General features: G+C 64.8%; 24 protein-coding genes and 1 pseudogene. 12 read left to right on the top strand and 13 right to left on the bottom strand.

Features of this window, described 5'->3' with window-relative positions; all coding sequences use genetic code 11:
* The first annotated feature begins 5 nt into the window (after positions 1-5).
* Positions 6-517 (top strand): annotated as a pseudogene (locus H0O21_RS05265) (thioredoxin family protein).
* Positions 518-527: 10 nt separating this feature from the next.
* Positions 528-1,748 carry a DegT/DnrJ/EryC1/StrS aminotransferase family protein gene (locus tag H0O21_RS05260; protein ID WP_185190650.1) on the top strand — a complete coding sequence of 407 codons (1,221 nt, stop codon included), beginning with the start codon at positions 528-530 and terminating at the stop codon, positions 1,746-1,748.
* Here the strand turns inward: H0O21_RS05260 and H0O21_RS05255 are convergent.
* From H0O21_RS05255 to folK, 3 genes are read right to left on the bottom strand one after another with little or no spacing between them, the layout of a single operon-like run.
* Positions 1,724-3,205 (bottom strand): FAD-binding domain-containing protein, encoded by a 1,482-nt coding sequence (locus H0O21_RS05255; RefSeq protein WP_185190649.1) that lies wholly within the window; start codon positions 3,203-3,205, stop codon positions 1,724-1,726. The two genes, H0O21_RS05260 and H0O21_RS05255, sit on opposite strands and share 25 nt — an antisense overlap.
* The gene (locus H0O21_RS05250; protein WP_131455783.1) at positions 3,205-3,765 is read right to left on the bottom strand and encodes an NUDIX hydrolase; all 561 of its coding nucleotides are present in this window, start codon (positions 3,763-3,765) and stop codon (positions 3,205-3,207) included. Before H0O21_RS05250 ends, H0O21_RS05255 begins: the two co-directional genes overlap by 1 nt.
* Positions 3,743-4,327, bottom strand: a complete 585-nt coding sequence (gene folK / locus H0O21_RS05245) for a 2-amino-4-hydroxy-6-hydroxymethyldihydropteridine diphosphokinase (RefSeq protein ID WP_185190648.1) — start codon at positions 4,325-4,327, stop codon at positions 3,743-3,745. Before folK ends, H0O21_RS05250 begins: the two co-directional genes overlap by 23 nt.
* A gap of 91 nt (positions 4,328-4,418) precedes the next feature.
* On the opposite strand from folK, the gene bchD reads away from it, so the two are divergent.
* Positions 4,419-6,605, top strand: coding sequence for a magnesium chelatase ATPase subunit D (gene bchD / locus H0O21_RS05240; RefSeq protein WP_185190647.1), 2,187 nt, complete (start codon positions 4,419-4,421; stop codon positions 6,603-6,605).
* 51 nt (positions 6,606-6,656) lie between these two features.
* Here bchD and H0O21_RS05235 read toward each other — a convergent pair whose 3' ends face one another.
* Positions 6,657-7,541 (bottom strand): MlaD family protein, encoded by an 885-nt coding sequence (locus H0O21_RS05235; RefSeq protein ID WP_185190646.1) that lies wholly within the window; start codon positions 7,539-7,541, stop codon positions 6,657-6,659.
* A 5-nt stretch (positions 7,542-7,546) separates the two neighbouring features.
* Positions 7,547-8,290, bottom strand: coding sequence for an ABC transporter ATP-binding protein (locus H0O21_RS05230; RefSeq protein ID WP_185190893.1), 744 nt, complete (start codon positions 8,288-8,290; stop codon positions 7,547-7,549).
* A 277-nt stretch (positions 8,291-8,567) separates the two neighbouring features.
* Here H0O21_RS05230 and yvcK point away from each other — a divergent pair, with 277 nt between their 5' ends.
* Positions 8,568-9,893 carry a gluconeogenesis factor YvcK family protein gene (gene yvcK / locus H0O21_RS05225; protein ID WP_185190892.1) on the top strand — a complete coding sequence of 442 codons (1,326 nt, stop codon included), beginning with the start codon at positions 8,568-8,570 and terminating at the stop codon, positions 9,891-9,893.
* 71 nt (positions 9,894-9,964) lie between these two features.
* Here yvcK and H0O21_RS05220 read toward each other — a convergent pair whose 3' ends face one another.
* The 3 genes from H0O21_RS05220 to H0O21_RS05210 are packed head-to-tail and all read right to left on the bottom strand — an operon-like array spanning position 9,965 to position 11,668.
* Entirely contained in the window at positions 9,965-10,525 is a 561-nt protein-coding gene (locus H0O21_RS05220; RefSeq protein WP_185190645.1) for an NAD(P)H-quinone oxidoreductase subunit J, read from the bottom strand.
* Positions 10,522-11,292, bottom strand: coding sequence for an NADH-quinone oxidoreductase subunit NuoB (gene nuoB, locus H0O21_RS05215; protein ID WP_185190644.1), 771 nt, complete (start codon positions 11,290-11,292; stop codon positions 10,522-10,524). The genes H0O21_RS05220 and nuoB overlap by 4 nt, the downstream gene beginning before the upstream one ends.
* 13 nt (positions 11,293-11,305) lie before the next feature.
* Positions 11,306-11,668: an NAD(P)H-quinone oxidoreductase subunit 3 gene (locus H0O21_RS05210; protein WP_007100866.1), complete on the bottom strand. Its 363-nt coding sequence runs from the start codon at positions 11,666-11,668 to the stop codon at positions 11,306-11,308.
* Positions 11,669-11,760: 92 nt separating this feature from the next.
* Between H0O21_RS05210 and H0O21_RS05205 the strand changes: the two genes are divergently transcribed.
* The 6 genes from H0O21_RS05205 to H0O21_RS05180 all read left to right on the top strand — a co-directional run bounded on the left by H0O21_RS05205 (position 11,761) and on the right by H0O21_RS05180 (position 14,120).
* Positions 11,761-12,198: a rubredoxin gene (locus H0O21_RS05205; RefSeq protein ID WP_255441150.1), complete on the top strand. Its 438-nt coding sequence runs from the start codon at positions 11,761-11,763 to the stop codon at positions 12,196-12,198.
* Positions 12,199-12,285: 87 nt separating this feature from the next.
* On the top strand, positions 12,286-13,278 hold the full coding sequence (locus H0O21_RS05200) for a photosynthesis system II assembly factor Ycf48 (RefSeq protein ID WP_185190643.1): 993 nt from the start codon (positions 12,286-12,288) through the stop codon (positions 13,276-13,278).
* Between the two features lie 100 nt (positions 13,279-13,378).
* Complete coding sequence (gene psbE, locus H0O21_RS05195; RefSeq protein WP_115018872.1) at positions 13,379-13,627, top strand: cytochrome b559 subunit alpha; 249 nt, start codon at positions 13,379-13,381, stop codon at positions 13,625-13,627.
* Positions 13,628-13,630: 3 nt separating this feature from the next.
* The gene (psbF, locus tag H0O21_RS05190) at positions 13,631-13,768 is read left to right on the top strand and encodes a cytochrome b559 subunit beta (protein ID WP_006853745.1); all 138 of its coding nucleotides are present in this window, start codon (positions 13,631-13,633) and stop codon (positions 13,766-13,768) included.
* Between the two features lie 20 nt (positions 13,769-13,788).
* Positions 13,789-13,908: a photosystem II reaction center protein L gene (locus H0O21_RS05185; RefSeq protein WP_131455770.1), complete on the top strand. Its 120-nt coding sequence runs from the start codon at positions 13,789-13,791 to the stop codon at positions 13,906-13,908.
* A gap of 11 nt (positions 13,909-13,919) precedes the next feature.
* A complete protein-coding gene (locus tag H0O21_RS05180) occupies positions 13,920-14,120 on the top strand; it encodes a photosystem II reaction center protein J (RefSeq protein ID WP_131455768.1) in 201 nt (66 codons plus the stop codon).
* An 89-nt stretch (positions 14,121-14,209) separates the two neighbouring features.
* Here the strand turns inward: H0O21_RS05180 and H0O21_RS05175 are convergent, their stop codons facing one another.
* From H0O21_RS05175 to hisS, 3 genes are read right to left on the bottom strand one after another with little or no spacing between them, the layout of a single operon-like run.
* Positions 14,210-15,277, bottom strand: a complete 1,068-nt coding sequence (locus tag H0O21_RS05175; RefSeq protein ID WP_304623036.1) for an NAD-dependent epimerase — start codon at positions 15,275-15,277, stop codon at positions 14,210-14,212.
* A complete protein-coding gene (locus tag H0O21_RS05170) occupies positions 15,274-16,710 on the bottom strand; it encodes a nucleotide sugar dehydrogenase (RefSeq protein ID WP_185190642.1) in 1,437 nt (478 codons plus the stop codon). Before H0O21_RS05170 ends, H0O21_RS05175 begins: the two co-directional genes overlap by 4 nt.
* A 36-nt stretch (positions 16,711-16,746) precedes the next feature.
* On the bottom strand, positions 16,747-18,048 hold the full coding sequence (hisS, locus tag H0O21_RS05165; protein ID WP_185190641.1) for a histidine--tRNA ligase: 1,302 nt from the start codon (positions 18,046-18,048) through the stop codon (positions 16,747-16,749).
* Between the two features lie 76 nt (positions 18,049-18,124).
* Between hisS and galE the strand changes: the two genes are divergently transcribed.
* Together galE and selD are read left to right on the top strand one after the other, a co-directional pair.
* Complete coding sequence (gene galE, locus H0O21_RS05160) at positions 18,125-19,204, top strand: UDP-glucose 4-epimerase GalE (RefSeq protein ID WP_185190640.1); 1,080 nt, start codon at positions 18,125-18,127, stop codon at positions 19,202-19,204.
* A complete protein-coding gene (gene selD / locus H0O21_RS05155) occupies positions 19,201-21,354 on the top strand; it encodes a selenide, water dikinase SelD (RefSeq protein ID WP_185190639.1) in 2,154 nt (717 codons plus the stop codon). The genes galE and selD overlap by 4 nt, the downstream gene beginning before the upstream one ends.
* Here the strand turns inward: selD and H0O21_RS05150 are convergent.
* On the bottom strand, positions 21,302-22,807 hold the full coding sequence (locus H0O21_RS05150) for a hypothetical protein (RefSeq protein ID WP_185190638.1): 1,506 nt from the start codon (positions 22,805-22,807) through the stop codon (positions 21,302-21,304). The genes selD and H0O21_RS05150 overlap by 53 nt on opposite strands.
* The gene (locus H0O21_RS05145; protein WP_185190637.1) at positions 22,804-24,057 is read right to left on the bottom strand and encodes a CCA tRNA nucleotidyltransferase; all 1,254 of its coding nucleotides are present in this window, start codon (positions 24,055-24,057) and stop codon (positions 22,804-22,806) included. Before H0O21_RS05145 ends, H0O21_RS05150 begins: the two co-directional genes overlap by 4 nt.

The raw sequence follows: 24,057 nt of genomic DNA, 5'->3' as shown, positions 1-24,057 counted from the left end.
GCCCCATGGTTCTCACACCCTCCACCATGCTGCCGCTGGGCAGCGTCCTTCCGGCTTTTTCGCTGCCGATTGCAACCGGCACCGGACCTGGCGCGAGCCATCTCAGCAGCGGCGAGCTGCCGCAACAACCGTTGCTGCTGATGCTGCTCTGCAGCCACTGCCCCTTTGTGAAACACATCGAGGCAGAGCTCAGCCGGCTTGATCTGGATGACGGCGATCGGGTCAGCCTGGTGGCCGTCGCCAGTAACAGCTGGATCACCCACCCCGAGGATGGTCCTGAGGCCCTGGCTCGCCAGGCCCAAGCCAACGGCTGGCGATTCCCTTATTGCATCGACCAGGAGCAGACGCTGGCCAAGGCGCTGCGGGCCGCCTGCCCGTCACTGGCAGCGACCTCCGCTCGGCCCTCCAAGCGGTGCTGGCAGGAGGCACCCCCAGTGCAGACCAGCAGGCATCGATCGGCTGCAACATCAAATGGCATCCAGGCCAGGAGCCCCCGTGGTTCAGCGGCTCGGCTTAAGGTGCCTGCCATGCAGGTGCCTCCCTTCAGTCTCAGTCAGCAGCTCAGCGATCTGGGAGCGGAGCTCGACAATGCCGTTCTGCGGGTGCTGCGCAGCGGCCAATACATCGGTGGAAGCGAAATCCAGCGGTTTGAGGAGGCCTTTGCCGCGAGCATCGGCAGCCCCCATGCCGTGGGCTGCAACAGCGGCACCGATGCCCTGATTCTGGCCCTGCGCGGCCTGGGCATCGGCCCCGGTGACGAGGTAATCACGGCGTCCTTCAGCTTCTTTGCCACAGCCGAAGCGATCAGCGCCGTGGGCGCCACCCCGGTGTTCGTGGATGTGGATCCCGTCACCTATCTGATCGATCTGGCACAGGCTGAAGCGGCCATCACTCCAGCCACCAAAGCGCTCATCCCTGTGCACCTGTTCGGCCGACCGGTGGACATGGACGCGCTGATGACCATCGCCAAGCGCCATGGCCTCAAGGTGGTGGAAGACTGCGCCCAGGCCACCGGTGCGCACTGGAACGGCAAACCCGTCGGCAGCTGGGGGGATGTGGGCTGTTTCAGCTTCTTCCCCACCAAGAACCTTGGAGGAGCTGGCGACGGCGGTGCCGTGACCTGTTGCGATGCCGACCTAGCCCAACGCATGCGCGAACTGGCGGTGCATGGCATGCCCCGGCGCTACCTGCACACGGAGCTGGGCTACAACAGCCGACTCGATGCTCTGCAGGCCGCAGTGCTCAACGTGAAACTGCCCCATCTGGGCCATTGGGTGGAGAAGCGCAGTGCAATCGCCGCCCGCTATCAGGAGGCTCTGGCAGGCCTGCATGGTCTCCAACTCCCCGACCCCGCCTCTGCCACAGCCGTCGGCCATGGCTGGAACCAGTTCGTGGTGCGCGTGCGCCTCTGCCCCGAGAACCAGCCCCATTGCGCCGGTCGGTGCGACGACGCCCCAGCCAGCAGCTTCGGATTACCCAGCAGCCGCTGCCGTGACTGGCTCAAGCAGAGCCTTCAGGAGCAGGGCGTCAACACGATCATCTATTACCCCATTCCGATCCACCGCCAGCCGGCCTACGAGGCCCTCGGCCTCGCACCCGGAAGCCTGCCGATCACCGAACAGCTCTGCAGCGAGGTCCTGAGCCTGCCGATCTTCCCTGAGCTATCCAGCGATCAGCAGGACAGGGTGATTGCCGTGTTGCGCAACCTACTGGCCAGCACCACTCAGGCGGAGCGAATGGTGGCGTAGAGCGCCTTGAAGCGCACCTGCTGGGTTTTGTGATTTACCAGCGGCTCGGGATAACCATGCCGCTCCAATGCAGCAATCTCTCCACTGAGCAGATCCTTGGTGTTCACGTGGCGCAACTCCGGCACCCAGCGGCGGATGTACTCCCCTTCCGCATCGAACTTTGAAGCCTGGGTGGCGGGATTAAAGATGCGCAGGGGCTTGGGGTCCATGCCGCTGCTGGCGCTCCACTGCCAGCCGCCGTTGTTGGCCGCCAAATCGCCATCCACCTCCAGCTCCATGAAGGCGCGCTCCCCCCAGCGCCAATCACAGATCAGATCTTTGACCAGATACGAGGCCACGATCATGCGGCAACGGTTGTGCATCCATCCGGTTTCGTTCAGTTGTCGCATCGCCGCATCAATGATCGGCATGCCGGTTTGACCATCCTTCCAGAAGTCAAACCAGTCCTTGTTGTTGTCCCAAGGGAACTGACGCCATTGCGGCCGGTAGGGACCGTCCGCCAGCTCGGGAAAATGAAACAAGGCCTGCTGATAAAACTCGCGCCAGCCCAGCTCCTGCTCCCACACCGTGATCGCCTGACGCTGCTCATCGCTGCGGGCCAACGCTTTGATCTCCTGGGCTGCACACCAGGCCTGACGCGGACTCACCGTGCCCACACTCAGGGCAGCGCTGAGATAGGACGTGCCCACCACACCAGGGAAGTTACGGTCGGGCTCGTAGGCCATCAACGGGCCATCCACAAACGTGGCCAACTGCTCCGCCGCCGCGGCCTCCCCAGGCCGACAGGGACACATCTCAGTGCCACGGAAACCATGCTCAGCCCTCAGGCGCTCCAACGTCCGCTGACCCTCCAGGCAGAGGCGGCCCAGAGGACCCTCACCACTGCTGATGGCGTCGAGCGCTGCAGCCTCCAGATCGATCAAGCCGGCAGGCGCGTCAACGGTGCTGGGCTCGCTGCGTTCCACCTGGCCGCGCCAGTTGCGCAGAAAAGGGCCATACACCCGGTAGGGATCACCACCGCCGGTCTTGAGCGCCTCAGGGGCCACCAACACCTGATCCCAATCCACCAGCACCTTGCGGCCATCGGCCTGCAAGGCCTTGGCCACCGCCCGGTCACGCTCACGGGCATAGGGCTCCACATCGCGGCTCCACACCACCGCCGGCACCTGCAGCAGATCGGCTAGCTGCGGAAGCACAGCCACGGGATCACCCGCCACCACCAGCAAGCGGCTGCCTGCTTGGCGCCAACGACGCTGCAGCTCGAGCAGGCTCTCCACCAGAAACCACAGCCGGGCCGGCGCCATCGGCGGCAGCTGCTCTGGCGGCGTGATCAGCGCCGGATCCAGCACATACACCCCTGTAACGGCGGGGCCGAGGGCGACGGCAGCGTTCAGACCGGTGTTATCGGCCAGGCGCAGATCGCGTCGATGCCAGAAGAGCGTGCGTGCCATCGCCATCACAGACCCAACAGCTGCTTGGCGCGGAACCAGGCGGTGACGCTCTTGCCATCGAGCCACTCCTCGCCGGAGGCCAGGCGAGCATCGAGCTCAGCAGGGCTCATCTGCACCACCTCGAGGTCTTCATCGTCGTCACCGGCCGGCGGGTTCTCCAGCGGAGTGAGCTCGCGGGCCAGGAAACAGTGGATCACCTCATCGGAGTAACCGGGACAGGGGAGCATCGGCCCCAGAGCATCCCAGCGAGCAGCGCTGTAACCCGCTTCCTCTCCCAGCTCCCGCTGCATCGATTCCAGAGGATCTTCCCCCGTCTCAAGGGTGCCGGCGGGGAACTCCAGCAGGCGGGCCTGCACCGCAAAGCGGTACTGGCGCAGCAGCACCACCTGGCCCTCGTCCGTGATCGGCACCGCCAGGGAGGCCCCTGGGTGGCGAATGAGCCCGAAGGTGCCCTCCACCCCGAGGGGCAGCCGGATGCGGTTGCGCTCAAATCGGATCTTGCGCGCATCCAGAGCCTCGAGCGTCTCCAACAACTGGAAAGGTTCAGGAGGCGGCAGCGGAGCCATGGGACGCGGGGAGATCGCTGCGGCCCAGCATGACGGGTTGTTCATCCCAGCTGGCGGATCCCGTCATCGCTGCCAGCAATGGTTGGATCACAAATTCGCGCAAATGCAGTCGGGGATGGGGCAAACGCAGGCGCTGGTGCTCGAGGCGCAGTTCCTCCCAGAAGAGGAGATCGAGGTCCAACGGGCGCGGCCCCCAGCGCTGCTCCCTGGCACGGTCACGCCCGAACTGTCGTTCGATGGCATGAAGCTGATCCAGCAATGCCAAGGCCTTCTCAAGGCAAGGATCGCCAAGATCCCCTGTGACCAGCACCACGGCATTGAGATAGCTGGGCTGATCCGGCGGCCCCCCGACGGGCGCGGTGTTCAGCAGAGGAGACCAAGCGCAGCGGAAGCCCTGATCGCGGCCGTCGTCCCTGCCACTCGCACCATCAAGGCCCGAATCCGCCCATGCCGCCAGGACACCCTCCAGCTGTGGCCGCACCGCCAGCAGAGTCTGATAGGGGCTTCCAGCAGAGCTAGGCAGATTGGCGCCGAGGGCAATAGCCAGACGGGTGGCGGGCATCCGCGCGTTGCAATCAGTTCCCAAGCCTGATCCAACGCCCGCTGCAGAGCATCAGCGAGACTGAGCCTCCAGAACAGCGCCGGACGCATTCATGGTGGCAAGCGGAGTGGTGAGCACGGCAGCCCAAGACCAAGCCAACCGCGCCTTCCCGCTGGCGGCCATCACCGGCCACGGCACCTTGAAGCTTGCCCTGATGCTGGCGGCGGTGGACCCCGGCCTGGGGGGCGTGATCATCGCCGGCGGCAGGGGGACGGGCAAATCGGTGCTGGCCCGCGGCCTCCATGCCCTGCTCCCTCCGATCGAAGTGCTCAATGTGGAGGGCGGTGATGGGCCCCAGAGCCATGGACGCAACCTCGACCCCCTCAACCCTGAGGAATGGGACGACAACGCCCGGCGACGCATCACCGCTTTAGGCGGCAATCCCGAGGCCACCGGCACAGAAGCCCTGTTGCCCACCAAGGTGATCCCAGCCCCCTTTGTGCAGGTGCCCCTGGGCATCACCGAAGACCGGCTCGTCGGTGCCGTGGACGTGACCGCCTCCCTCACCACTGGCAATGCCGTGTTCCAACCAGGCCTGCTGGCGGAAGCGCACCGGGGCGTGCTCTATGTGGATGAGCTCAACCTGCTCGATGACGGCATCGTCAATCTGCTGCTGGCGGCGGTGGGTAGCGGCGTGAACCAAGTGGAACGGGAGGGGCTGAGCCTCAGCCACCCTTGCCGGCCGCTGCTGATCGCCACCTACAACCCGGAGGAAGGCAACGTCCGCGACCATCTGCTCGATCGTTTCGCGATTGCTCTCTCTGCCAATCAGCTGGTGAGCACCGAACAGCGGGTGGAGATCACCGAGGCGGTGCTGGCCCACGGCCAGTGCAGCCGCAGCTTTGCGGAGCAATGGCGCGAGGAGACCGATGCCCTGGCCACGCAGCTACTGCTCGCGCGCCAATGGCTGCCGGATGTGCAGATCAGCGGCGAACAGATCGAATACCTCGTGACCGAGGCGATTCGCGGCGGCGTGGAAGGGCATCGCTCCGAGCTGTATGCCGTGCGCGTCGCCAAGGCCCATGCGGCCCTCAGCGGCCGCGACCAGGTGGAGGCCGCTGACCTGCAGGTGGCCGTGGCCCTGGTGATCGCCCCGAGAGCCTCGCAACTGCCGCCACCGGATCAGCAGATGGAGCCGCCACCTCCCCCCGAGCAGCCACAGGACCAGAGCCCCCCGCCACCGGAGGCGGGGGATCAGAACCCGGAGAATCAGCCGCCACCGCCGGAAGGATCCGGCGAGGACGAGAGCGACCCTCCCGAGGGCGACAGCAGCGACGACAACGATCCGGACCAAGACGACAGCCCGGAGGACGACTCTCCAGAAGACCAGGCGCCTCCCTCGGTGCCGGAAGAGTTCATGCTCGACCCGGAAGCGGTGGCGATCGACCCGGAGCTGCTGCTGTTTGGCGCCGCCAAGGGCAAGAGCGGCAACAGCGGAAGCCGTTCGGTGGTGCTCAGCGACAGCCGCGGCCGCTATGTGAAACCGATGCTGCCCCGCGGGCCCGTGCGCCGGATCGCCGTGGACGCCACCTTGCGCGCGGCCGCTCCGTACCAGAGGGCGCGCCGCGCCCGCCAACCGGAGCGCACCGTGATCGTGAAGGAGGCCGACCTGCGCGCCAAGCTGCTGCAGCGCAAGGCCGGCGCCCTGGTGATCTTCCTGGTGGATGCCAGCGGATCGATGGCGCTGAATCGAATGCAGAGCGCCAAAGGTGCCGTGATCCGTCTGCTCACCGAGGCCTACGAAAACCGTGATGAAGTGGCCCTGATCCCCTTCCGCGGCGACCAGGCGGAGGTGCTTCTTCCGCCCACCCGCTCGATCACCGCCGCAAGACGACGGCTTGAATCGATGCCCTGCGGCGGTGGTTCACCGCTGGCCCACGGCCTCACCCAGGCAGCCCGGGTCGGGGCCAACGCCCTGGCTACTGGTGATCTGGGCCAAGTGGTGGTGGTGGCCATCACCGATGGGCGCGGCAACGTTCCCCTCAGCACCTCCCTAGGGCAGCCGGAGCTGGAGGGGGAGGAGAAACCAGATCTCAAGCAGGAGGTGCTCGATGTGGCCTCCCGCTACCGGGCGCTCGGCATCAAGCTGCTGGTGATCGACACCGAACGCAAGTTCATCGGCAGTGGCATGGGCAAGGACCTGGCCGAAGCCGCCGGTGGCAAGTATGTGCAACTCCCGAAAGCCAGCGATCAAGCCATCGCCGCGATCGCCATGGAGGCCATTAACGCAGTGACGTAACGAAAACGGCACGCCCCCGTTACGGGAGCCCAGGTCAAAGGGTTGGCGCCCTCAGGGCTTGCCGGTTTGGGCTGGGTAGAGCTCTTGGAAAAAGGCGCCCAGGCCAATCGTCACGTCCCGAACGGCCTTCATGAACTTGGGGTCGGAGGTGAGCTTCTCCACATCGCCGCCCACGGTGTCAATCTTGCGCGTCAGCGACTCAGCGTTGCTCACCGTGCGCTTCAGCTCACTGACGGTTTTCGGGTTATCAAGGGCCGCCGCCAAGTTGCGGATGTGGGCCGCCGCCTTGGCGGCATCATCCGTGGCCTGGTTGAGGTTGTTGATCGTGGGCTCGGCTCGCTCCAGCTCAGCGCTGAGCTGCTGGATCAGTTTTTGAATGTCTTGAGCTGTGGCATCGAACTCATCGGTCGACTCAACAAGACGCGACACCAGCTTGTCCTTTTCGGCCTGGGACAGCAGACGCTGCAGCGAGGCGGTCACGCTGTCGAGGCTGGCGGCCTGCTGTCCGCGAATCGCGGCACCATTGCAGAGCACACCGCTTCCGGCGCAGTGTCTTGATTTCGGCAAGGGAGCATTGGCCGCCAGGGGCTTGCCACGGCTAACCAGGTTCACTTGGGCATCACCGCCCAGCAACGAAGCAGCTCCCACGCTTGCCGACACCGGCAGGGGCAGACGTAAATCCTCCTGATCGATTTCAAGGGTGGCGCGCACCGCCTGAGGGGTGACCTGGATGTTCTTGACCACCCCTACAAGGATGCCGCGATAGGTGACGGGGGAACGCTCTGCCAGACCGCCAGCGTCGGCGAAATCCACGGTCACCGTCCAGGTTTCCGCGCCGAGACGCACACCCCTCAGCCAGAGCATGGTGCCGGCAAACGCCGTGACCGCCCCCACGATTGAGAATCCAACGATGGCCTCACGAACGCTGCGACGCATAAGGATTAGTGGTCGGAGGGTTGCATCGGTCCGCGCAGACTACCGGTCCTGAACTGTTCGATATAGGGATTGTCGGTGCAGCGAAACTCGTCGATCGAGCCATCCCAACGAAATTTGCCGCCGTAGAGCATCACGACCCGTTCGGCGGAACGCTCGATCGTGCTGCGCACATGGCTGATCACCACGGAGCAGCCATTGGCCACGGTGGTGGTCTTCACAATCAGGTCCTCGATGCGCGTGCAGGCCACGGGATCCAAACCGGCCGTGGGTTCGTCGTAGAGCAGAAGGGGCATTGCATCAGCGGCACGGTCGGGGTCGTCGATCAGGGCCCGCGCAAAGCTGACCCGCTTCTGCATACCGCCGCTGAGCTGACCCGGATACTTGTCGGCCACATCATTGAGGCCCACCGCTTCCAGACACTGCATCACACGCTCACGGATCTCCCGGGGCCGCAACCGTCCCAGCCGCATCAACAGGAAGCCGACGTTCTCCTCCACGGTGAGAGAGGCCAGCAACGCCGGGTTCTGAAACACGAGGCGCACATCAGGGGGCTGACGCTGATCCAAGCGGCGGTAAATCTGAGGCTGACCAAAGAGACGCAACTCGCCTGAGGTGGGCAGTTGCAAGCCCGCCAGCAGACGCAACACAGTGGACTTGCCGGCACCGGAGGGGCCCACGACGGCCAAACGCTCCCCAGGTTGCATCGTGAGGTTGACCGCATCCAGAACGGGCCTCGGTCCCCACTGCATGGTGAGGTTGCGCATCTCCACCACAGGACAGGCTGCGATGGATGGAGTGTTGGCCGTGGGCTCAGGCACGGAATCGAACGTGCAACCGGGCTCATCCTGCCTGCGCTGGCCAGGGACAGTGGTGGGACAGCGCAATTTCCGTACAGTTCCTGCTAAGGCAATCACTGAAGACGCCCGTTTGACTGCGCCGATTCCACCCACCCAGCGCCGCGAGCGACGCGGCAACCGGCGCCGGCAGCAGGCTGTTCAGGAGCGGGCTCTGCGCCAGAAGGATCTGGTGACCCGCTCCAGGCGTGCGGTGCGTTGGCTCCAACCCGGGCTGGTAGTGAAGCGCTGGCTGCTCACCTCCGGAATCGGCCTGGTGATGGCGCTGCTGGGGGCCGCTGTCTGGGCCGATCTGCAGCCGATCTACTGGACCCTCTGGGCGATCCAAGAAGGACTCAGCTGGATCACCCGCGTGATGCCAAGAGGCATCACCGGCCCTCTGGTGCTGCTCATCGGCATTGGTTTGGTGCTGTGGGGGCAAAGCCGCAGCTTCGGCTCGATCCAGCAGGCGCTCGCCCCGGAGAAAGACACGGTGCTGGTGGATGCCCTGCGGGCCAAAAGCAGGCTCAACCGGGGCCCCAACATCGTGGCGATCGGTGGCGGCACGGGGCTCTCCACCCTGCTCAGCGGCCTCAAGCGTTACAGCAGCCACATCACAGCGATCGTGACCGTGGCCGATGACGGCGGCAGCAGCGGGGTGTTGCGACGGGAGCTGGGCGTGCAGCCCCCCGGCGACATCCGCAACTGCCTGGCGGCCCTCTCCACCGAAGAGCCCCTGCTCACCAAACTGTTTCAATACCGCTTCTCCGCCGGTGGCGGCCTAGAAGGCCACAGTTTCGGAAACCTGTTCCTCTCGGCGCTCACGGCGATCACCGGCAGCCTGGAAACGGCGATCACCGCCTCCAGCCGGGTGCTTGCGGTGCAAGGTCAGGTGGTGCCCGCCACCAACGTGGATGTGCGGCTTTGGGCGGAGCTGGAGGACGGCACCCGCCTCGAAGGCGAATCAGCGATCGGCCAGGCCCCGAGCCCGATCGTGCGCCTCGGCTGCCTTCCCGAACAGCCTCCAGCACTTCCAAGGGCCCTGGAGGCGATCGCCCAGGCCGATCTGATCCTGCTGGGCCCAGGAAGCCTCTATACATCTCTGCTCCCGAATCTGCTGGTGCCTGAACTGGTGACGGCGATTCAACGCAGCCGAGCACCACGGCTTTACATCTGCAATTTGATGACCCAACCCGGGGAAACCGATGGCCTGGATGTGAGCGGTCATCTGCGCGCCATCGAAGCGCAGCTCGCTTCACTCGGAATCAGCCAGCGGCTGTTCCATGCGGTGCTTGCTCAGGAACCCCTGGCGGAATCACCACTGATCGCCCACTACCGACAACGCGGTGCCGAGCCCGTGACCTGCGACCGGTTGCATTTGCAGCGGGAGGGCTACGACGTGACCGAAGCACCCCTTCAAGGTGCGAGGCCCACAGCCACGCTTCGACACGATCCGCGCAGTCTTGCCCTGGCAGTCATGCGTTTCTACCGCAAACACAAACGCGATAAAGACACCTAAATCCAACCGCAAAATCGAAGATCCTGAATCGATCAGGGCTGATCAATCAGCGTCAATCAATCACTTGCTGATCAGTAAGCGTCCTGCATTTCGTAGAAATCGGGCTGCACATAGTCTTTGCGCAGGGGCCAACCTTTCCAGTCTTCTGGCATCAGCAAACGTTTGGGATGGGGATGGCCTTCGAATTGAATCCCAAACATGTCGAAGGTTTCCCGCTCCTGCCAATCCGCTCCACGAAAGAGGCCATAAAGGCTGGGCACGCTGGGCTGACCTTCCCGGGAGAGGAACACCTTGAGGCGCACTTCACGCACGGCCTGGGCTCCACCCTCGGTGACTTCAGCCATGGCCACCAGGTGGTAGAAGCAGACCAACCGCTCGCCGGGGCCCTCGTCGTAGCCACCCTGGCACTGGAGGTAATCAAACCCGTGGCTCTTGAGCGCGGCGGCGATCACCGGCAGGAAGATCGCCTCAACACCGATGGTTTCCGTGCCGATGTGATCGGCAGGCAGCAGATCATGGTCAAATCCCTGCTGACTGAGCCACTGACTGACAAGGCCGGGCTCAGGTGCTGCTGGAACGGTGGTTTCTGCCGCTGCTTCGCTTGCGGGCTTGTTGTCGGGAGTCGCGCTCATGACGATTCGGCGGGTGCGGTGGCGGTCTCGGAAGGTTCAGTGCTGGGCACGGCTGGCATGGCCAGGCCGATGCCGGGCTTGAGGGCAGCCACCTGGGTTTCAGCGCGCAGATAGGCCCCGGTCACGGCGGGTTCGATCGGCTGCATGGCGTGCTGCACCGTGAAATAGCGGTGGGTCTGCTGCAGTTGACGGCGGTCCGCCACCGACTCATTCGCCACTTTCTTGCGCAGCTTGATCACCGCATCAAAGATCGCTTCCGGGCGAGGAGGGCAGCCGGGGAGATACAGATCAACGGGAATCAGCTTATCGACCCCCCGCACCGCGGTGGTGGAGTCGGCGCTGAACATGCCGCCGGTGATCGTGCAAGCCCCCATGGCAATCACATATTTGGGCTCCGGCATCTGCTCGTAGAGCCGCACCAGCGCCGGGGCCATCTTCATGGTGACGGTACCCGCCACGATTAAAAGATCGGCCTGGCGCGGTGAACTGCGGGGGACCAGACCAAATCGGTCGAAATCAAAGCGGGAGCCGATCAGGGCCGCGAACTCGATAAAGCAACAGGCCGTGCCGTACAGCAGGGGCCAGAGGCTGCTGAGGCGGGCCCAGTTGTGGAGGTCATCAAGGCTGGTGAGAATGACGTTCTCACTCAGATCGCTCGTGACTGCTGGCGCTCCCCCTGCAGCACCGGCGACGGGTCCACAGCTTGCGGCACGCAGGTCGCGCACAGCATCGATGGAGGGCGTCGTTGAGAGGGAAGGGGTGGTCATCTCAGACATCGGATCAGCTCCACTCGAGGGCGCCCTTGCGCCAGGCATAGGCCAGTGCCACGACCAGAATGGCAATAAAGATCAAGGCTTCGATGAAAGCCAAGAGCCCGAGGCGGTGGAACGCCACCGCCCAGGGATAGAGGAACACCGTTTCCACGTCGAAGATCACGAAGACCAACGCGAACATGTAGTAGCGGATGTTGAACTGAATCCAGGCGCCACCGATCGGCTCCATGCCGGATTCATAGGTGAGCTCGCGCTCCCCCTGCTGACTGCGCGGTGCCAGCAGTTTGTTGGTCACCAACGCCAGCACAGGCACTGCCGCTGCGATCAGCAGAAACCCGAGAAAGGCGTCATAACCCGGCAGCGCAAACATCTGGGCAGGCCCGATCTGGCAGGCAGTCTGGCATTCACCGCCACCCTCTGTTGCGGAATGCCCCCGATAGAGTTGCGGGGCCCGGCCGATCCATGGTGAGCGACGAGAGCACAGCTCCAGAACCCTTGTCCGAACGGGCGGCCTCTGAACAGGCTGTTTCTGAACAGGGGGCCGCTGGTTCTGAAGGGGAGCAACCTGTCGCCGAAACCAGCGACCCACGCACCCACCGCTTCGAATGCCGCAGCTGCGGTTACGTCTACGACCCGGATGAGGGTGTCAAAAAGTTGGGGATTGCCACCGGTACCGCCTTCGAGGATCTCGATGCGATCCGCTTCCGCTGCCCGGTGTGCCGCAGCAAGGTGGGCGCCTTCCGGGACATCGGCCCCCGCTCCAAAGCCAGCGGCTTCGAGGAGAACCTCAACTACGGGCTCGGTGTGAACCGACTCACCCCCGGCCAAAAGAATGTGTTGATCTTCGGCAGCCTTGCCCTCGCCTTCGCCTTCTTCCTCTCGCTTTACTCCCTGCGCTGACCTAACCCAGCCATTGCCTTCGTAGCTACTGCGTTGACAGCCGCTGCGTTCACAGCCAACCCGTTCAAAGGACCTGCCTCTCTCCCCATGAAGCGACTGCTTGCTCCCCTCTTCAACCTGCTGCTGGTGGCCTGCATCGGCTTCGGTCTCGGCGGCTGTGTCTCCACTCGTCTCGCTGCAGCGGAGACCAGCCCCTGGCAACCGATCGATCTGCACACCCAGGCCAACCCCCTGGATGTGGCGTTCACCGATTCCAACCATGGCTTCCTGGTGGGAAGCAACCGGATGATCCTGGAAACCAACGATGGCGGCAGCAGCTGGAGTGAGCGCAGCCTCGATCTGCCTGAAGAGGAAAATTTCCGACTGATCAGCATCGATTTCGATGGCGATGACGGCTGGATCGCTGGCCAGCCCGGCCTACTGATGCACAGCAGCGATGGTGGCAGCAACTGGACCCGCCTCTTCCTGGACACGAAGCTGCCAGGTGAGCCCTATCTGATCACGGCTCTTGGACCCGACAGCGCCGAGCTCGCCACCAACGTGGGCGCCGTGTATCGCACCCGTGATGGAGGCGGGAGCTGGGAGGCCGAGGTGAGCGACGCGGCCGGTGCCGTGCGCGATCTGCGCCGCAGTGACGACGGCCGCTATGTGAGTGTGAGCAGCCTGGGCAATTTCTACGCCAGCTGGGATCCCGGCCAGGACGTGTGGCAGGTGCACCAGCGGGTAAGCAGCCAGCGGCTGCAGAGCATCGGCTTCCAGCCCGACGGCCGCCTGTGGATGCTGGCCCGCGGCGCCCAGATCCGCTTCAACAGCGAGCAGGGCGACAACGAAAGCTGGAGCAAGCCGGTGATCCCCATCACCAACGGCTATGGCTACATGGATTTGGCCTGGACGCCTGACGGCACGATCTGGGCCGGAGGCGGCAACGGCACGCTGCTGCTGAGCCGCGATGGCGGCGACAGCTGGCAAAGGGACCCTGTGGGTGCAGAGCAACCCTCCAACTTCACTCGCTTTGAAACCGCTGATGGCAAGGCCTTCCTGCTCGGCGAGCGCGGCATCCTGCTGCGCTGGCAGGGTTGAGGGCCGGCGAAAGCCACAACGCTGTGTAACCAAGCCCCGCCGCCAGCCCCGGCCCTTCGGCTTCGCGCCTTAGGATCCCGAAGCTGATACGCCCGAAGCCATGGCTGCCGGCTCCACCGGGGAACGCCCGTTTTTTGAGATCATCACCAGCATTCGCTACTGGGTGATCCACGCCGTGACCCTGCCCGCGATCTTCCTCGCTGGGTTCCTGTTCGTGTCCACCGGCCTCGCTTACGACGCCTTCGGAACACCTCGCCCAGACGCCTATTTCCAGGCATCTGAGAGCAAGGCTCCGGTTGTGAGCCAGCGCTATGAAGGCAAGTCCCAGCTTGACGTTCGCCTGAAATAAGCCATGACGCAGACTCCCGCCACCTCCACGCCGCGCAACTACCCGATCTTCACGGTGCGCTGGCTCGCTTTGCACACCCTGGGCGTTCCCACGGTGTTCTTCCTTGGCGCCCTGGCTGCCATGCAGTTCATCCGCCGCTGATCAACCCAACGGATCTCCCCATGCAGCGCAATCCCAATCCGAACAACCTGCCGGTGGAACTCAACCGCACCAGCCTCTACCTGGGGCTGTTGCTGGTGTTCACCACCGGGGTTCTGTTCTCCAGCTACTTCTTCAACTGAGGAACTGAGTCATGAGCGGCAAGAAATCCAACCTGCCTGACGGTCGTATTCCCGACCGCCTTCCCGACGGTCGCCCAGCTGTTGCCTGGCGCTCCCGCTGGACCGAAGGCGTGCTTCCCCTCTGGCTCGTCGCCACAGCCGGTGGCATGGCGGTGATCTTTGTGGTGGGCCTGTTCTTCTACGGTTCCTACACCGGCGTCGGTTCCGCCTGATCGCAGCTCTACAACCCATCGATCATTTGAACCGCTGGTGACCCCAGCGGTTTTTTTATTGATGAGGCTCTCGCTGCCGAAGCGGAGGCCTAAACCCTGTAAAACTCGCGATACCAACGGGCAAAGCGATCAACACCCTCCTCAATGGGTGTTGAAGGCCTGAACCCCACCCATGACTCCAAAGCGGCAGTATCAGCAGCTGTTGCCACCACATCACCCGGCTGCATCGGCTGGAAATCCTTGATCGCCTTACGCCCCAGGGCCTGCTCCATCACCTCGATGAACCGCAGCAATTCGGTGGGCTGACTGTTGCCGATATTGAACACCCGGTGGGGGGCCGCCGCCGTGGCGGGATCAGGATTCAACGCATCAAAGTTGGGATTCGCGGTGGCGGGCTTGTCGCAGCAGCGCAGGACCCCTTCCACGATGTCATCGATGTAGGTGAAATCCCGCTGCATCTTGCCGTGGTTGAAAACTTTGATCGGTTCGCCAGCCAGAATCGCCTTGGCGAACAGCATCGGCGCCATGTCGGGTCGGCCCCAAGGGCCATACACAGTGAAAAAACGGAGGCCGGTTGCAGGTAAGCCGTAGAGATGGCTGTAGGTGTGAGCCATCAACTCATTGGCTTTCTTACTAGCCGCATAGAGGCTCACCGGGTGATTCACCGGCTGGCGCTCATGGAAGGGCAGGTTGCGGTTGCCGCCATACACCGAACTGCTCGAGGCATACACCAGGTTGTCGACGCCGTGATGGCGGCAGCCCTCCAGGATGTTCCCCAAGCCCACCAGATTGCTCTGGATGTAAGCGGCAGGATTCTCGAGCGAATAACGCACGCCGGCCTGGGCGGCGAGATTGACGACCACAGCCGGGCGCTCCGCAGCGAACAGAGCCATGAGCGCCTCAGCATCCTCGAGAGCGATGGGTTCAAAGCGCCAGCTGCCGGTGCCCGCTGCTTGCGCAACAGCCTCTACCTCAGCGAGGCGAGCGCGCTTGAGGGCCGGGTCGTAGTAGCTGTTGAGATTGTCGATGCCGATGACCCGATCGCCGCGCTCCAGCAGGCGCTGGCAGAGGGCGGCACCGATGAAACCTGCGGCACCAGTCACGAGAATGGGTCGACGGACGGCGGCGGCCCCTGTGGCAGCAGGAATCCCTGTCACGCGTCGCCGTCTCCCACACGCCAAAGCTTCAATCCTGAAGCAGCCACCGCTGCAGGATCAACAACAGCGCGAGCATCAAACACCCAGGCGGGCTTCCGCAGCAGAGGGGCAAGCTGATCCCAGTTGAGCTGGCGGTAGTGCTTCCACTCGGTGAGGATCAGCACGGCATCAGCTCCAGCCACTGCATCAGCCACTTCGGCACTGCTCCACCAGGTCCCTTCACCACTGAGGGCGGCCCGAGTGGGTCCTGCCTCAGCATCGGGGGCCTCACTAGCTGGGAGATTCAAGTCGCGCTCGATCTGCTCTGGCTCAACCTTGGGGTCGTGAATCGCCAACTGCGCGCCTTCCTCCAACAGGTCACGGGCAATCCGAATCGCCGGAGCTTCGCGGGTGTCGTTGGTGTCGGCCTTGAAGGCAAAACCAAGAATGGCCAGTCGCTTGCCCGTGACAGTGCCAAACAGTTTCTGCACCACGATGCGAGCGATCCTGTGCTGTTGCCAGGTGTTGAGGTTGACCACTGATTCCCAGTAGTCCGCCACCTCGGGAAGCCCGAAATGGCGACAGAGATATACCAGATTCAGAATGTCCTTCTGGAAGCAGCTCCCTCCGAAACCAGGGCCTGCATTGAGAAACTTGGGGCCGATTCGGCTGTCAGTGCCGATGGCACGGCCGACCTCCCGCACATCAGCACCGGTGGCTTCACAGAGGGCAGCGATCGAATTGATTGAGCTGATGCGCTGAGCCAGAAAGGCATTGGCCGTGAGTTTGGAGAGTTCACTACTCCAGAGATTGGTGCGCAGAATGCGCTCCTGAGGCACCCACTGCCCATACACCTGGGCAAGTGCATCAATCGCCTCAGGGTGTTCGCCACCGATCAGAACCCGGTCCGGCGATTCAAGATCAGGAATCGCGGTGCCCTCCGCCAGGAATTCGGGATTGGAAAGCACGGAGAAGCTGCGCTCGCCGCCCTCGGTGCTGGCGGCGCTAAGGATCGCTTTCACCGCCTCCGCCGTGCGCACCGGAAGGGTGCTCTTCTCCACCACGATCGTGTGACCCTTGGCAGCCCTGGCGACCGTACGGGCGCAGGCTTCCACCCAACGCAGGTCACTGGCCTGACCAGCGCCCAGGCCCTTGGTCTTGGTGGGAGTGTTCACGGAAATGAACACCATGTCTGCAGCGGCGATCGCCCCCTCGACAGCGGTGGAGAAGTGCAGATTGCGGCCACGGGCACGGCCGACCACAGCATCAAGCCCCGGCTCGTAGACCGGTAGGCGAGTCAGGTCTTCATCGTTCCAGGCATCGATGCGGGCCTGGTTGATATCGACGACGGTCACCTGCACGTCGGGGCAGCGGTCCGCAATCACCGCCATGGTCGGGCCTCCGACGTAACCGGCACCGATGCAGCAGATGGAGCGGATGGAGGTGGCGGTCATTGCGACGGGTATCTACGCGCAGAAGATCGGGGCAGGTTATCGCTGTTCGGCTTGGCGTAGAGCTTCAGCCAGCTCAGACGGTGCGTTCAAGGCCAAGCGTTGCTCCTCACCCTCCCGAAGCAAGGGCTTGAGACGGAGCACACCGGCGGCCGCTTCTTCATCGCCGATCACCACGGCCCAGGCCGCACCACTGCGGTCGGCTCGTTTGAACTGCTTTCCGAAGGCGGCACCGGAGCCATCGAGCTCAACGGACAGGCCAAGCTGACGCAGGCTGCGGGCCACGCCCAGGGCAGCGGACTCCGCCGCCTCACCGCGGTTCACCAGATACACCGTGGGAGGCGTCGGGGCCGTGAGCCGAGCAGCAGGGCCCTCAGGATCCGCTTGGGCCGCAGCCTCAAGCACCAGCAGCAGCCGCTCCATCCCAAGGGCCCAACCGATCGCGGGGGTTGCCGGGCCGCCCAGCTGCTCCACCAGGCCGTCGTAGCGGCCGCCCCCGCAGACGGTGGCCTGGGCACCAAGCTGATCGCTGGTGATCTCGAAGGCGGTATGGCCGTAGTAGTCGAGGCCACGGACCAGCCGAGTGTTGACCTGAAACGGGATCCCCAGCTGGCTGAGCAGCTCTTGCACCTGCTCGAACCGCGACGCACTCTCCGGGCTGAGGGCCTCGAGCAGGGTGGGAGCATCGACCAAAAGAGCCTGAGTGGCTTTGTTTTTACTGTCGAGGATGCGCAGGGGGTTGGTCGCCAGCCGTTCTTGTGAATCAGAGTCGAGCTGATCCACCCGCGCCTCCAGCCACGCCACCAGCTGGTTGCGGTAGCGCAGACGATCCTCAGGGGTGCCAAGGCTGTTGATCTCCAGCTCCAGGCCCTGCACGCCAAGGGCGGCGAGCAGATCCCAGGCCAAAGCGATCACCTCCACGTCACTGCGGGCACTGCTCACCCCTAGGCACTCCACGCCGATCTGGTGAAACTGGCGTTGCCGCCCTGCCTGGGGACGCTCATAGCGGAACATCGGCCCGGCGTACCAAAGCTTCTGGGCGCCCTGGCTCAGCAGACCGTGCTGCACCGCCGCCCGCACTGCGGAGGCTGTTCCCTCCGGCCGCAAGGTGCAGGAACGCTCACCGCGATCGAGGAAGGAATACATCTCCTTACCCACCACATCGGTCTCTTCACCAATGCCACGGGCAAACAATTCGGTGACCTCAAGCAGAGGGGTGCGGATCTCTTCGATACCAGCACGACGGAAGTGGTCCCGAGCGACGGCTTCCACCGCCTGCCAGCGGCGGGTCTGCTCCGGCAGCAGGTCGACCATGCCGCGCAGGCTCTGCAGCTGACTCACGCAATTCCTATGGCAGTGGTCCAGTCTGCCCGGCGGAGGGCGGGACAAGACCCTGTCCCTGCCATAGGGTCTGCACATGGCCCGTCTTCTGATCACCGGAGGTGCCGGATTTATCGGCAGTCACACCTGTGTGGTGCTGCTGGATGCCGGTCACGACCTCACGGTGCTGGATGACTTCAGCAACAGCGCGCCGGAAGCCTTGCAAAGGGTGGCCGAACTGGCGGGCGTGCAGATCCGGAATGGCAGCGGGAGCGGCCGGCTGCAGCTGATTGAAGGCGACATTCGGAACGGTTGCGCTCTCAACCAGCTGTTTGCAACGGCCTCTGCCAAGGGTGAGCCCCTGACAGGGGTGATTCATTTCGCTGGCCTCAAAGCGGTGGGGGAGTCGGTGCAAGACCCTCTGCGCTATTGGGATGTGAATGTGAATGGGACCCGGGCGCTGCTGGCGGCCATGGAGAGTCATGGATGTCACACCCTGGTGTTCAGCAGCAGCGCCACCCTTTATGGGTATCCCAGCCAGGTGCCGATTCCGGAATCAGCTCCGGTGCAACCGATCAATCCCTACGGCCACACCAAGGCTGCTGTGGAGAGGATGTTGCATGACTTGAGCGCCGCAGCTCCCGACCGCTGGCGAATCGCATGTCTGCGTTACTTCAATCCGGTGGGCGCCCACCCCTCCGGACGCATCGGCGAAGCACCCAACGGGATTCCCAACAATCTCTTTCCCTATCTCTGCCAGGTGGCGGTTAAGCGTCGCCCGAAACTCTCGGTGTTCGGTGGCGACTGGCCAACCCCCGATGGGACTTGCATCCGCGATTACATCCATGTCATGGACCTGGCCGAGGGCCATCGCGCCGCTCTAGAGACGCTTGTCTCTGAGTCACCCCAGGTCCTCACCCTCAACCTGGGCAGCGGCCAGGGGGCCTCGGTGCTTGACGTCATCCGCGCCTTTGAGGAAGCCTCCGGCCGAACGATTGCCTTCGAGATCACTGAACGACGGCCTGGTGATGCAGCCGTGACCGTTGCAGATCCCACGGCGGCCTGGCAGCGGCTCGGCTGGCGCACCCAACGCAGCCTCGCAGACATCTGCCGCGACGGCTGGATCTGGCAGCAGGGCAACCCCGAGGGATACGACCTCGACGCTGAGGCCCCATGAGCGGCCACCTGCTGCTGGCCGGTGGCGGCCACAGCCATGCCCTGGTGCTGCGCCGCTGGGCCATGCAGCCCCAACAGCGGCCCCGCGGACTGATCACCCTGGTCAACCGCCACAGCACCGCCCTCTATTCCGGGATGGTGCCCGGGCTGATCGCAGGCCGCTACAGCCGTGACGAGGTGGCGATCGATCTGCGCCAACTGGCCGACCAGGCCGGGGTCATCCTGGTGGTGGCCGAGATCACCGGGCTTGATCTCAGGCGACGCCGGCTTCAGCTCGCGGATCGACCGGCACTGGCCTTTGATCAACTGAGCCTGGACGTGGGCGCGATCAGCCGGGAGTCGAATGAGAGCCAGCAGGCCATCAAACCGTTGGAACCTGCCCTGGCCTATCTGCAGACGCAGGATGCCAAGCGGTCAAAAAAGGAGGGGCCCTTCCGGATCCTTGGGGCCGGCCTGGCCGGCGTCGAGGTGGCGCTCGCCTTGCGACAACGCTGGCCGCAACGCCCCCTGCAGCTCATCGCCCGTTCCGATCACCCCCACCCCAACCTGCGACGGGCCCTGGAGGTGGCGCAGATCGATCGGCTGGTCGGCTCCAACCTCAGCAGCGATGGACCCGGCTTGCGCTGCACCGGAAGCCGCGCGCCCAGCTGGTTGGAGCGAGCTGGCCTGCCGGTGGATGCCCAGGGGCGTGTGCAAACGGACTCCTCCCTGCAGGTGATCGGCCATCCCTTTGTCTTCGCCAGCGGTGATTGCGCCGTGATCCGCAGCTCCCCACGTCCCCCATCCGGCGTCTGGGCGGTGCGGGCCGCTGGCCCCCTCGCCCGCAACCTGGAAGCAAGCAGCCAAGGGAAACCGCTGCAGCGCTGGCGTCCCCAACGCCGGGCCCTGCAGCTGCTGGGAGGCGCTGATCGGAACGGACAGCCCACGGCCTGGGCCCTCTGGGGTCGCTGGCTGGTGGGCCCCCACCCGCTGCTCTGGCGCTGGAAACAACGCATCGACAGGCGCTTCATGGAACGCTTCCAGCTCCAGGGGAGCATGCGGACCCGCTCTGAAGGCGGGGACGCCATGTTGTGCCGAGGCTGCGCCGCCAAGCTGCCCGCCGCCCCCCTGGAGACTGCCCTGAGTGCAGCTGGACTCGCTCACCTTGGCAGCGCTCCAGAGGATGCCGCCCAGCTAACAGCTGACCCAGCCGGCGAAGGAAGCGGCATCTTGCAGAGCGTGGATGGCTTCCCCGCCCTGGTGAGTGACCCCTGGCTCAACGGTCGCCTCACCGCCTTGCATGCCAGCTCCGACCTCTGGGCCTGTGGAGCCACTGTGCAGAGCGCCCAGGCGGTGATCACCCTGCCCCGGGCGGATGCTGGGGTGCAGCAATGGCTCCTCAGCCAAACCCTCGCGGGTCTGCGCGCTGCCCTCGAGGAGCAGGGAGCCGCCCTGATCGGCGGTCACACGCTCGAGGCGCGGGATTCTGCACCCACAGATGGCTCCCCAAGCCTGGGGGTGCAGGTGGTGCTGACGGTGAACAGTGCACCGACCCCGCGGCCCTGGCCCAAACGGGGCCTGCAGGCCGGGGATGTGCTGCTGCTGAGCCGGGCGCTCGGCACTGGTGTGCTGTTCGCGGCGTCGATGGCTGGAGCCACCCGCCCCGAGGATCTTGATTCCGCCCTGGCCCAGATGACCAACAGCCAGCACACCATGGTGGAGAGGCTGCGCCGCTTCGAGCGCTCCCACCCCGGCGAGCTCCATGCCGCCACGGACATCACCGGGTTCGGCCTCCTGGGCCATCTCGGTGAAATGCTCGGCCCTCCCTCTTCAGATGATCACCGCTTGCAGCTCCAGCTCGATGGAGCTGCGATCCCAGCTCTACCTGGTGCTTTTGCCCTGCTGGAGGCCGGCCACAGCAGCAGCCTCGCTCCCGCCAACCGACGGGCCTGGTCGCTTCTGGATGGGACAGGGGCACAGCCCGCTGCCGTAGCGCTGAATCTGGGTGCGATCCCTACAGGGAGCAGCAAACATCGGGCCCTGCTCGAGCTACTGGTCGATCCACAAACTTGCGGCCCGCTTCTGCTTGCCGTGGGGCCTGCCCTGGCTGAAGCGTTGCTCAGGGATCCCCAGACGGACTGGCAGCAGATCGGCACTGCATCACCTGGCTGAAGCGAGGAGCGGATGTGAGGGTGCTGCAGCGGAATCCAGCTGCCTCCAGCTCTCGGCCCAGGGGTTTCAATCGGCGACGCACCACAGCATCGGGGCCAGTGGCCGCCAGCCAGATCTGTTCAGGCAACGGATCACGGTGGAGGCGGGTGCGGAGCGCATCATCGTCTCCCCAGCTAGAAACGGGCCGCTGAATCCTGCCGGCAGCCAACTCCATGCGATCGCTGAGGTTGAGCAGCCGCGGGCGGGGGCTGTAGCGCTCAGGCTGGTCGGCGGTGAGCTGACTAATCGCCCGGAATTGATCCGCCTCCCGACTGCCGCCCTCCGAATCAAGCGCAGCGAAGGCTTGCTGCCACCAGAGGCCGAGCATCAGTGCGAGCCCAACCAGAGCCAGGGCACGTCCACGCCCATTCAAGGGGAGACAAGCAGCCCGCACGCTCAACCAGGGCACCAGGGCCGGCAGCAGCACCACGAAGTAACGACTGAAGGCGAATGGCTTGACGAACGAGAGCAGCACCACCCCAAGCACCATCAGCCCGGAAAGCCCGAGACCGCTGGCATCCAGCAAACGCGGCCCTTTGATGCGCAGCGTTTGATCCGCCTCAACGGCGGTTCGCTCCATTCCCCAGCGGCCCAGGGCCCACAGCAGCAGCAACAACAAGGCGAGCTTGGGCAGGGGCCAAGGGCCCAGCGCCCGCGCGAGGGTGTCTTCCAGCAATGCAAGATCCGGGCGACCGATCCAACTCGCCGATCGGGAGCTGAACAGATAGGCCGAGGCGTAACCAATCCAGGCCAAGGCCGGCAACAGGCCCATCAGGGCAACGCTGGCCAGCGCCCAGCGACGGCGGCAGCCATCCCAGAGGGCCGCAGCAGCGAACAGAAACAGCCCATAGAAATGGGTGAGGGCAGCCGCGGCCACCGCTAGCGCATAGGGAGCAAGGCCATAGGCAGCCAAGCCGATGGGCGAGCGACCGCTCTGAAGACAGCGTCGCCGGGCCATCAGGGCCAGCACCACGAGCAGCACCAGGAAGGCGTAGCTCTTGCCCTCGATCGAGAAGCGCACGGGGTAAGGGCTGCAGAAGGCCAACAGCGCCGCGAGGGCGGCTGCCCGTGGAGCCACTGCTGGCGCTGCCAGGGCCCAGGCCTGACGACTGATCAGCACAGCCCCAAGCCCATAGGCCAGCCAGGAAAGCAACCTCAAGCTGACGGCACTCGGATCCAGCCACCGCCCCCAGAACCAGAGCAGGGAGTAATACAGCGGAGGATGGGTGACCTCCCGGAGCATGGCCAACAGGCTGGAATAGCTCGGCTGGAAGCTCTTGCCGACGCTGTAGAGCTCATCACTCCAGAGGGTCATGGCGTCGATCAAGGCCAGAGCTTTGAAGGCAAACGCCGCACAGACGAGAGCCACCCAAGCGGCAGGCCAGCGCACGCGGCTCACGGCGCCTCCTTTCATCGCTGCTGCGCCCGAAGCGCCTGCAGGCGCTGGCGGTCCAGTTCAGCCCCGAGGGCAGGCCCTGGCGTCCAACCCTGAGCGATCAGCTGGCGCGCCGACAGCGGGGCACTGACATGACGCCAGCGCCCCCACCAGCGCAGCAGCGGCCGCCAGGCCGTCGCCCCCCCCTCCCTGAGCAGGGCACAAACGGCCAGGGCCGCCACATCGGGACGAACAGCGCGGGCCTCCAACGCCTGCGTCCATTCGGCTGCCCGCCAACCAGCCAACCCTGACTGGCGCTCCTGCTGGGCCAACCAGTGGCGCATGGCCACCAACGCCTCAAGGTCACGCTGCTGCTGCTGGGGCAGTTGCAGGCGCGCCGCGAGGGCGACAGGGTCGGAGGCTGCGGCCACAAGAGCGGTGAGCAAAGGCACGCCAAGCCGTTGGGCCTGATGACAATGTCGGACCAAACGAGTGTCCGCCTGCAGGGCGTCATCGAGCAGCACCAAGCAACCCCAATGCTGCAGATGCTCGAGGGCGACGGGCCAGGGCTCTTTCCCAAGCAACAACTCCAGCTCCATGCGCAAGCGGGTGGCCAACGCGGGCGGCGCCTGGTTCGGCGGATCTCCCGGTCGCCACCCCCAGGGCCAGACCGCCAGGGTGCTGCCCACCTGTTCCAAAGCCTCAGGGGCCAGTTCAAACCCCAACCGGGCGGCGTAGCGGGCCGCCCGGATCAGCCGGGTGGGGTCATCGGCAACGCTTCCCGCATGCAGAAACATCAGCTTTCGACGGGCGAGATGCTGCTGGCCACCATGGGGATCCAACAAGCGGGGCTCGCCCCCCTCCAGAAGGGGGAGCTCCAGGGCCATTGCATTCACGGTGAAGTCGCGACGTTCCAGATCACGCTCCAGGGGGCCGGGCTCCACCACAGGGTTGAAGCCAGGGGCCGGGTACTGCTCCTGACGCGCTCCGGCCAGATCAAGCAGTACCCCATCCAGCACCAGCTCGACGGTGCCATAGGCCCCATGGGCCCGCAGCTCCGGCACCCGTTCATGACCGCACAGGCGCCTCAAGGCCATCGCCAGTTCCGGCGCCGATCCCTCCACCACCAGGTCGAGATCGGGCAGGCCCCGCCAGGGGTCCAGGTGTTCGTGGTGCAGCAGGGCATCACGCACGGCTCCGCCCACCAGGGCTAGACGTGAGATCCCACTGGCAACTGCCGTGGTCTGGAGAGTGACCAGCAAGCCTGGGGGAATGCCGGGGAGCTCCAC

It is taken from the genome of Synechococcus sp. HK01-R (assembly GCF_014217855.1).
In the GTDB taxonomy this organism is placed as follows: Bacteria; Cyanobacteriota; Cyanobacteriia; order PCC-6307; family Cyanobiaceae; genus Synechococcus_C.
Note: the sequence above shows the minus strand (reverse complement) of the source record. Positions and strands in the feature narration are given on the sequence as shown.

What these genes read in the sequence shown, in the direction of transcription:
- psbF (WP_006853745.1), top strand. Translation starts at nt 13,631, where the DNA reads ATGACGCAGACTCCCGCCACCTCCACGCCGCGCAACTACCCGATCTTC.
- H0O21_RS05200 (WP_185190643.1), top strand. Translation starts at nt 12,286, where the DNA reads ATGAAGCGACTGCTTGCTCCCCTCTTCAACCTGCTGCTGGTGGCCTGC.
- H0O21_RS05185 (WP_131455770.1), top strand. Translation starts at nt 13,789, where the DNA reads ATGCAGCGCAATCCCAATCCGAACAACCTGCCGGTGGAACTCAACCGC.
- H0O21_RS05235 (WP_185190646.1), bottom strand. Translation starts at nt 7,541, where the DNA reads ATGCGTCGCAGCGTTCGTGAGGCCATCGTTGGATTCTCAATCGTGGGG.
- H0O21_RS05220 (WP_185190645.1), bottom strand. Translation starts at nt 10,525, where the DNA reads ATGAGCGCGACTCCCGACAACAAGCCCGCAAGCGAAGCAGCGGCAGAA.
- psbE (WP_115018872.1), top strand. Translation starts at nt 13,379, where the DNA reads ATGGCTGCCGGCTCCACCGGGGAACGCCCGTTTTTTGAGATCATCACC.
- H0O21_RS05230 (WP_185190893.1), bottom strand. Translation starts at nt 8,290, where the DNA reads ATGCAGTGGGGACCGAGGCCCGTTCTGGATGCGGTCAACCTCACGATG.
- H0O21_RS05210 (WP_007100866.1), bottom strand. Translation starts at nt 11,668, where the DNA reads ATGTTTGCGCTGCCGGGTTATGACGCCTTTCTCGGGTTTCTGCTGATC.
- selD (WP_185190639.1), top strand. Translation starts at nt 19,201, where the DNA reads ATGAGCGGCCACCTGCTGCTGGCCGGTGGCGGCCACAGCCATGCCCTG.
- H0O21_RS05180 (WP_131455768.1), top strand. Translation starts at nt 13,920, where the DNA reads ATGAGCGGCAAGAAATCCAACCTGCCTGACGGTCGTATTCCCGACCGC.
- H0O21_RS05150 (WP_185190638.1), bottom strand. Translation starts at nt 22,807, where the DNA reads ATGAAAGGAGGCGCCGTGAGCCGCGTGCGCTGGCCTGCCGCTTGGGTG.
- bchD (WP_185190647.1), top strand. Translation starts at nt 4,419, where the DNA reads ATGGTGGCAAGCGGAGTGGTGAGCACGGCAGCCCAAGACCAAGCCAAC.
- H0O21_RS05170 (WP_185190642.1), bottom strand. Translation starts at nt 16,710, where the DNA reads ATGACCGCCACCTCCATCCGCTCCATCTGCTGCATCGGTGCCGGTTAC.
- H0O21_RS05255 (WP_185190649.1), bottom strand. Translation starts at nt 3,205, where the DNA reads ATGGCGATGGCACGCACGCTCTTCTGGCATCGACGCGATCTGCGCCTG.
- nuoB (WP_185190644.1), bottom strand. Translation starts at nt 11,292, where the DNA reads ATGACCACCCCTTCCCTCTCAACGACGCCCTCCATCGATGCTGTGCGC.
- H0O21_RS05260 (WP_185190650.1), top strand. Translation starts at nt 528, where the DNA reads ATGCAGGTGCCTCCCTTCAGTCTCAGTCAGCAGCTCAGCGATCTGGGA.
- folK (WP_185190648.1), bottom strand. Translation starts at nt 4,327, where the DNA reads ATGCCCGCCACCCGTCTGGCTATTGCCCTCGGCGCCAATCTGCCTAGC.
- galE (WP_185190640.1), top strand. Translation starts at nt 18,125, where the DNA reads ATGGCCCGTCTTCTGATCACCGGAGGTGCCGGATTTATCGGCAGTCAC.
- H0O21_RS05205 (WP_255441150.1), top strand. Translation starts at nt 11,761, where the DNA reads ATGGTGAGCGACGAGAGCACAGCTCCAGAACCCTTGTCCGAACGGGCG.
- H0O21_RS05250 (WP_131455783.1), bottom strand. Translation starts at nt 3,765, where the DNA reads ATGGCTCCGCTGCCGCCTCCTGAACCTTTCCAGTTGTTGGAGACGCTC.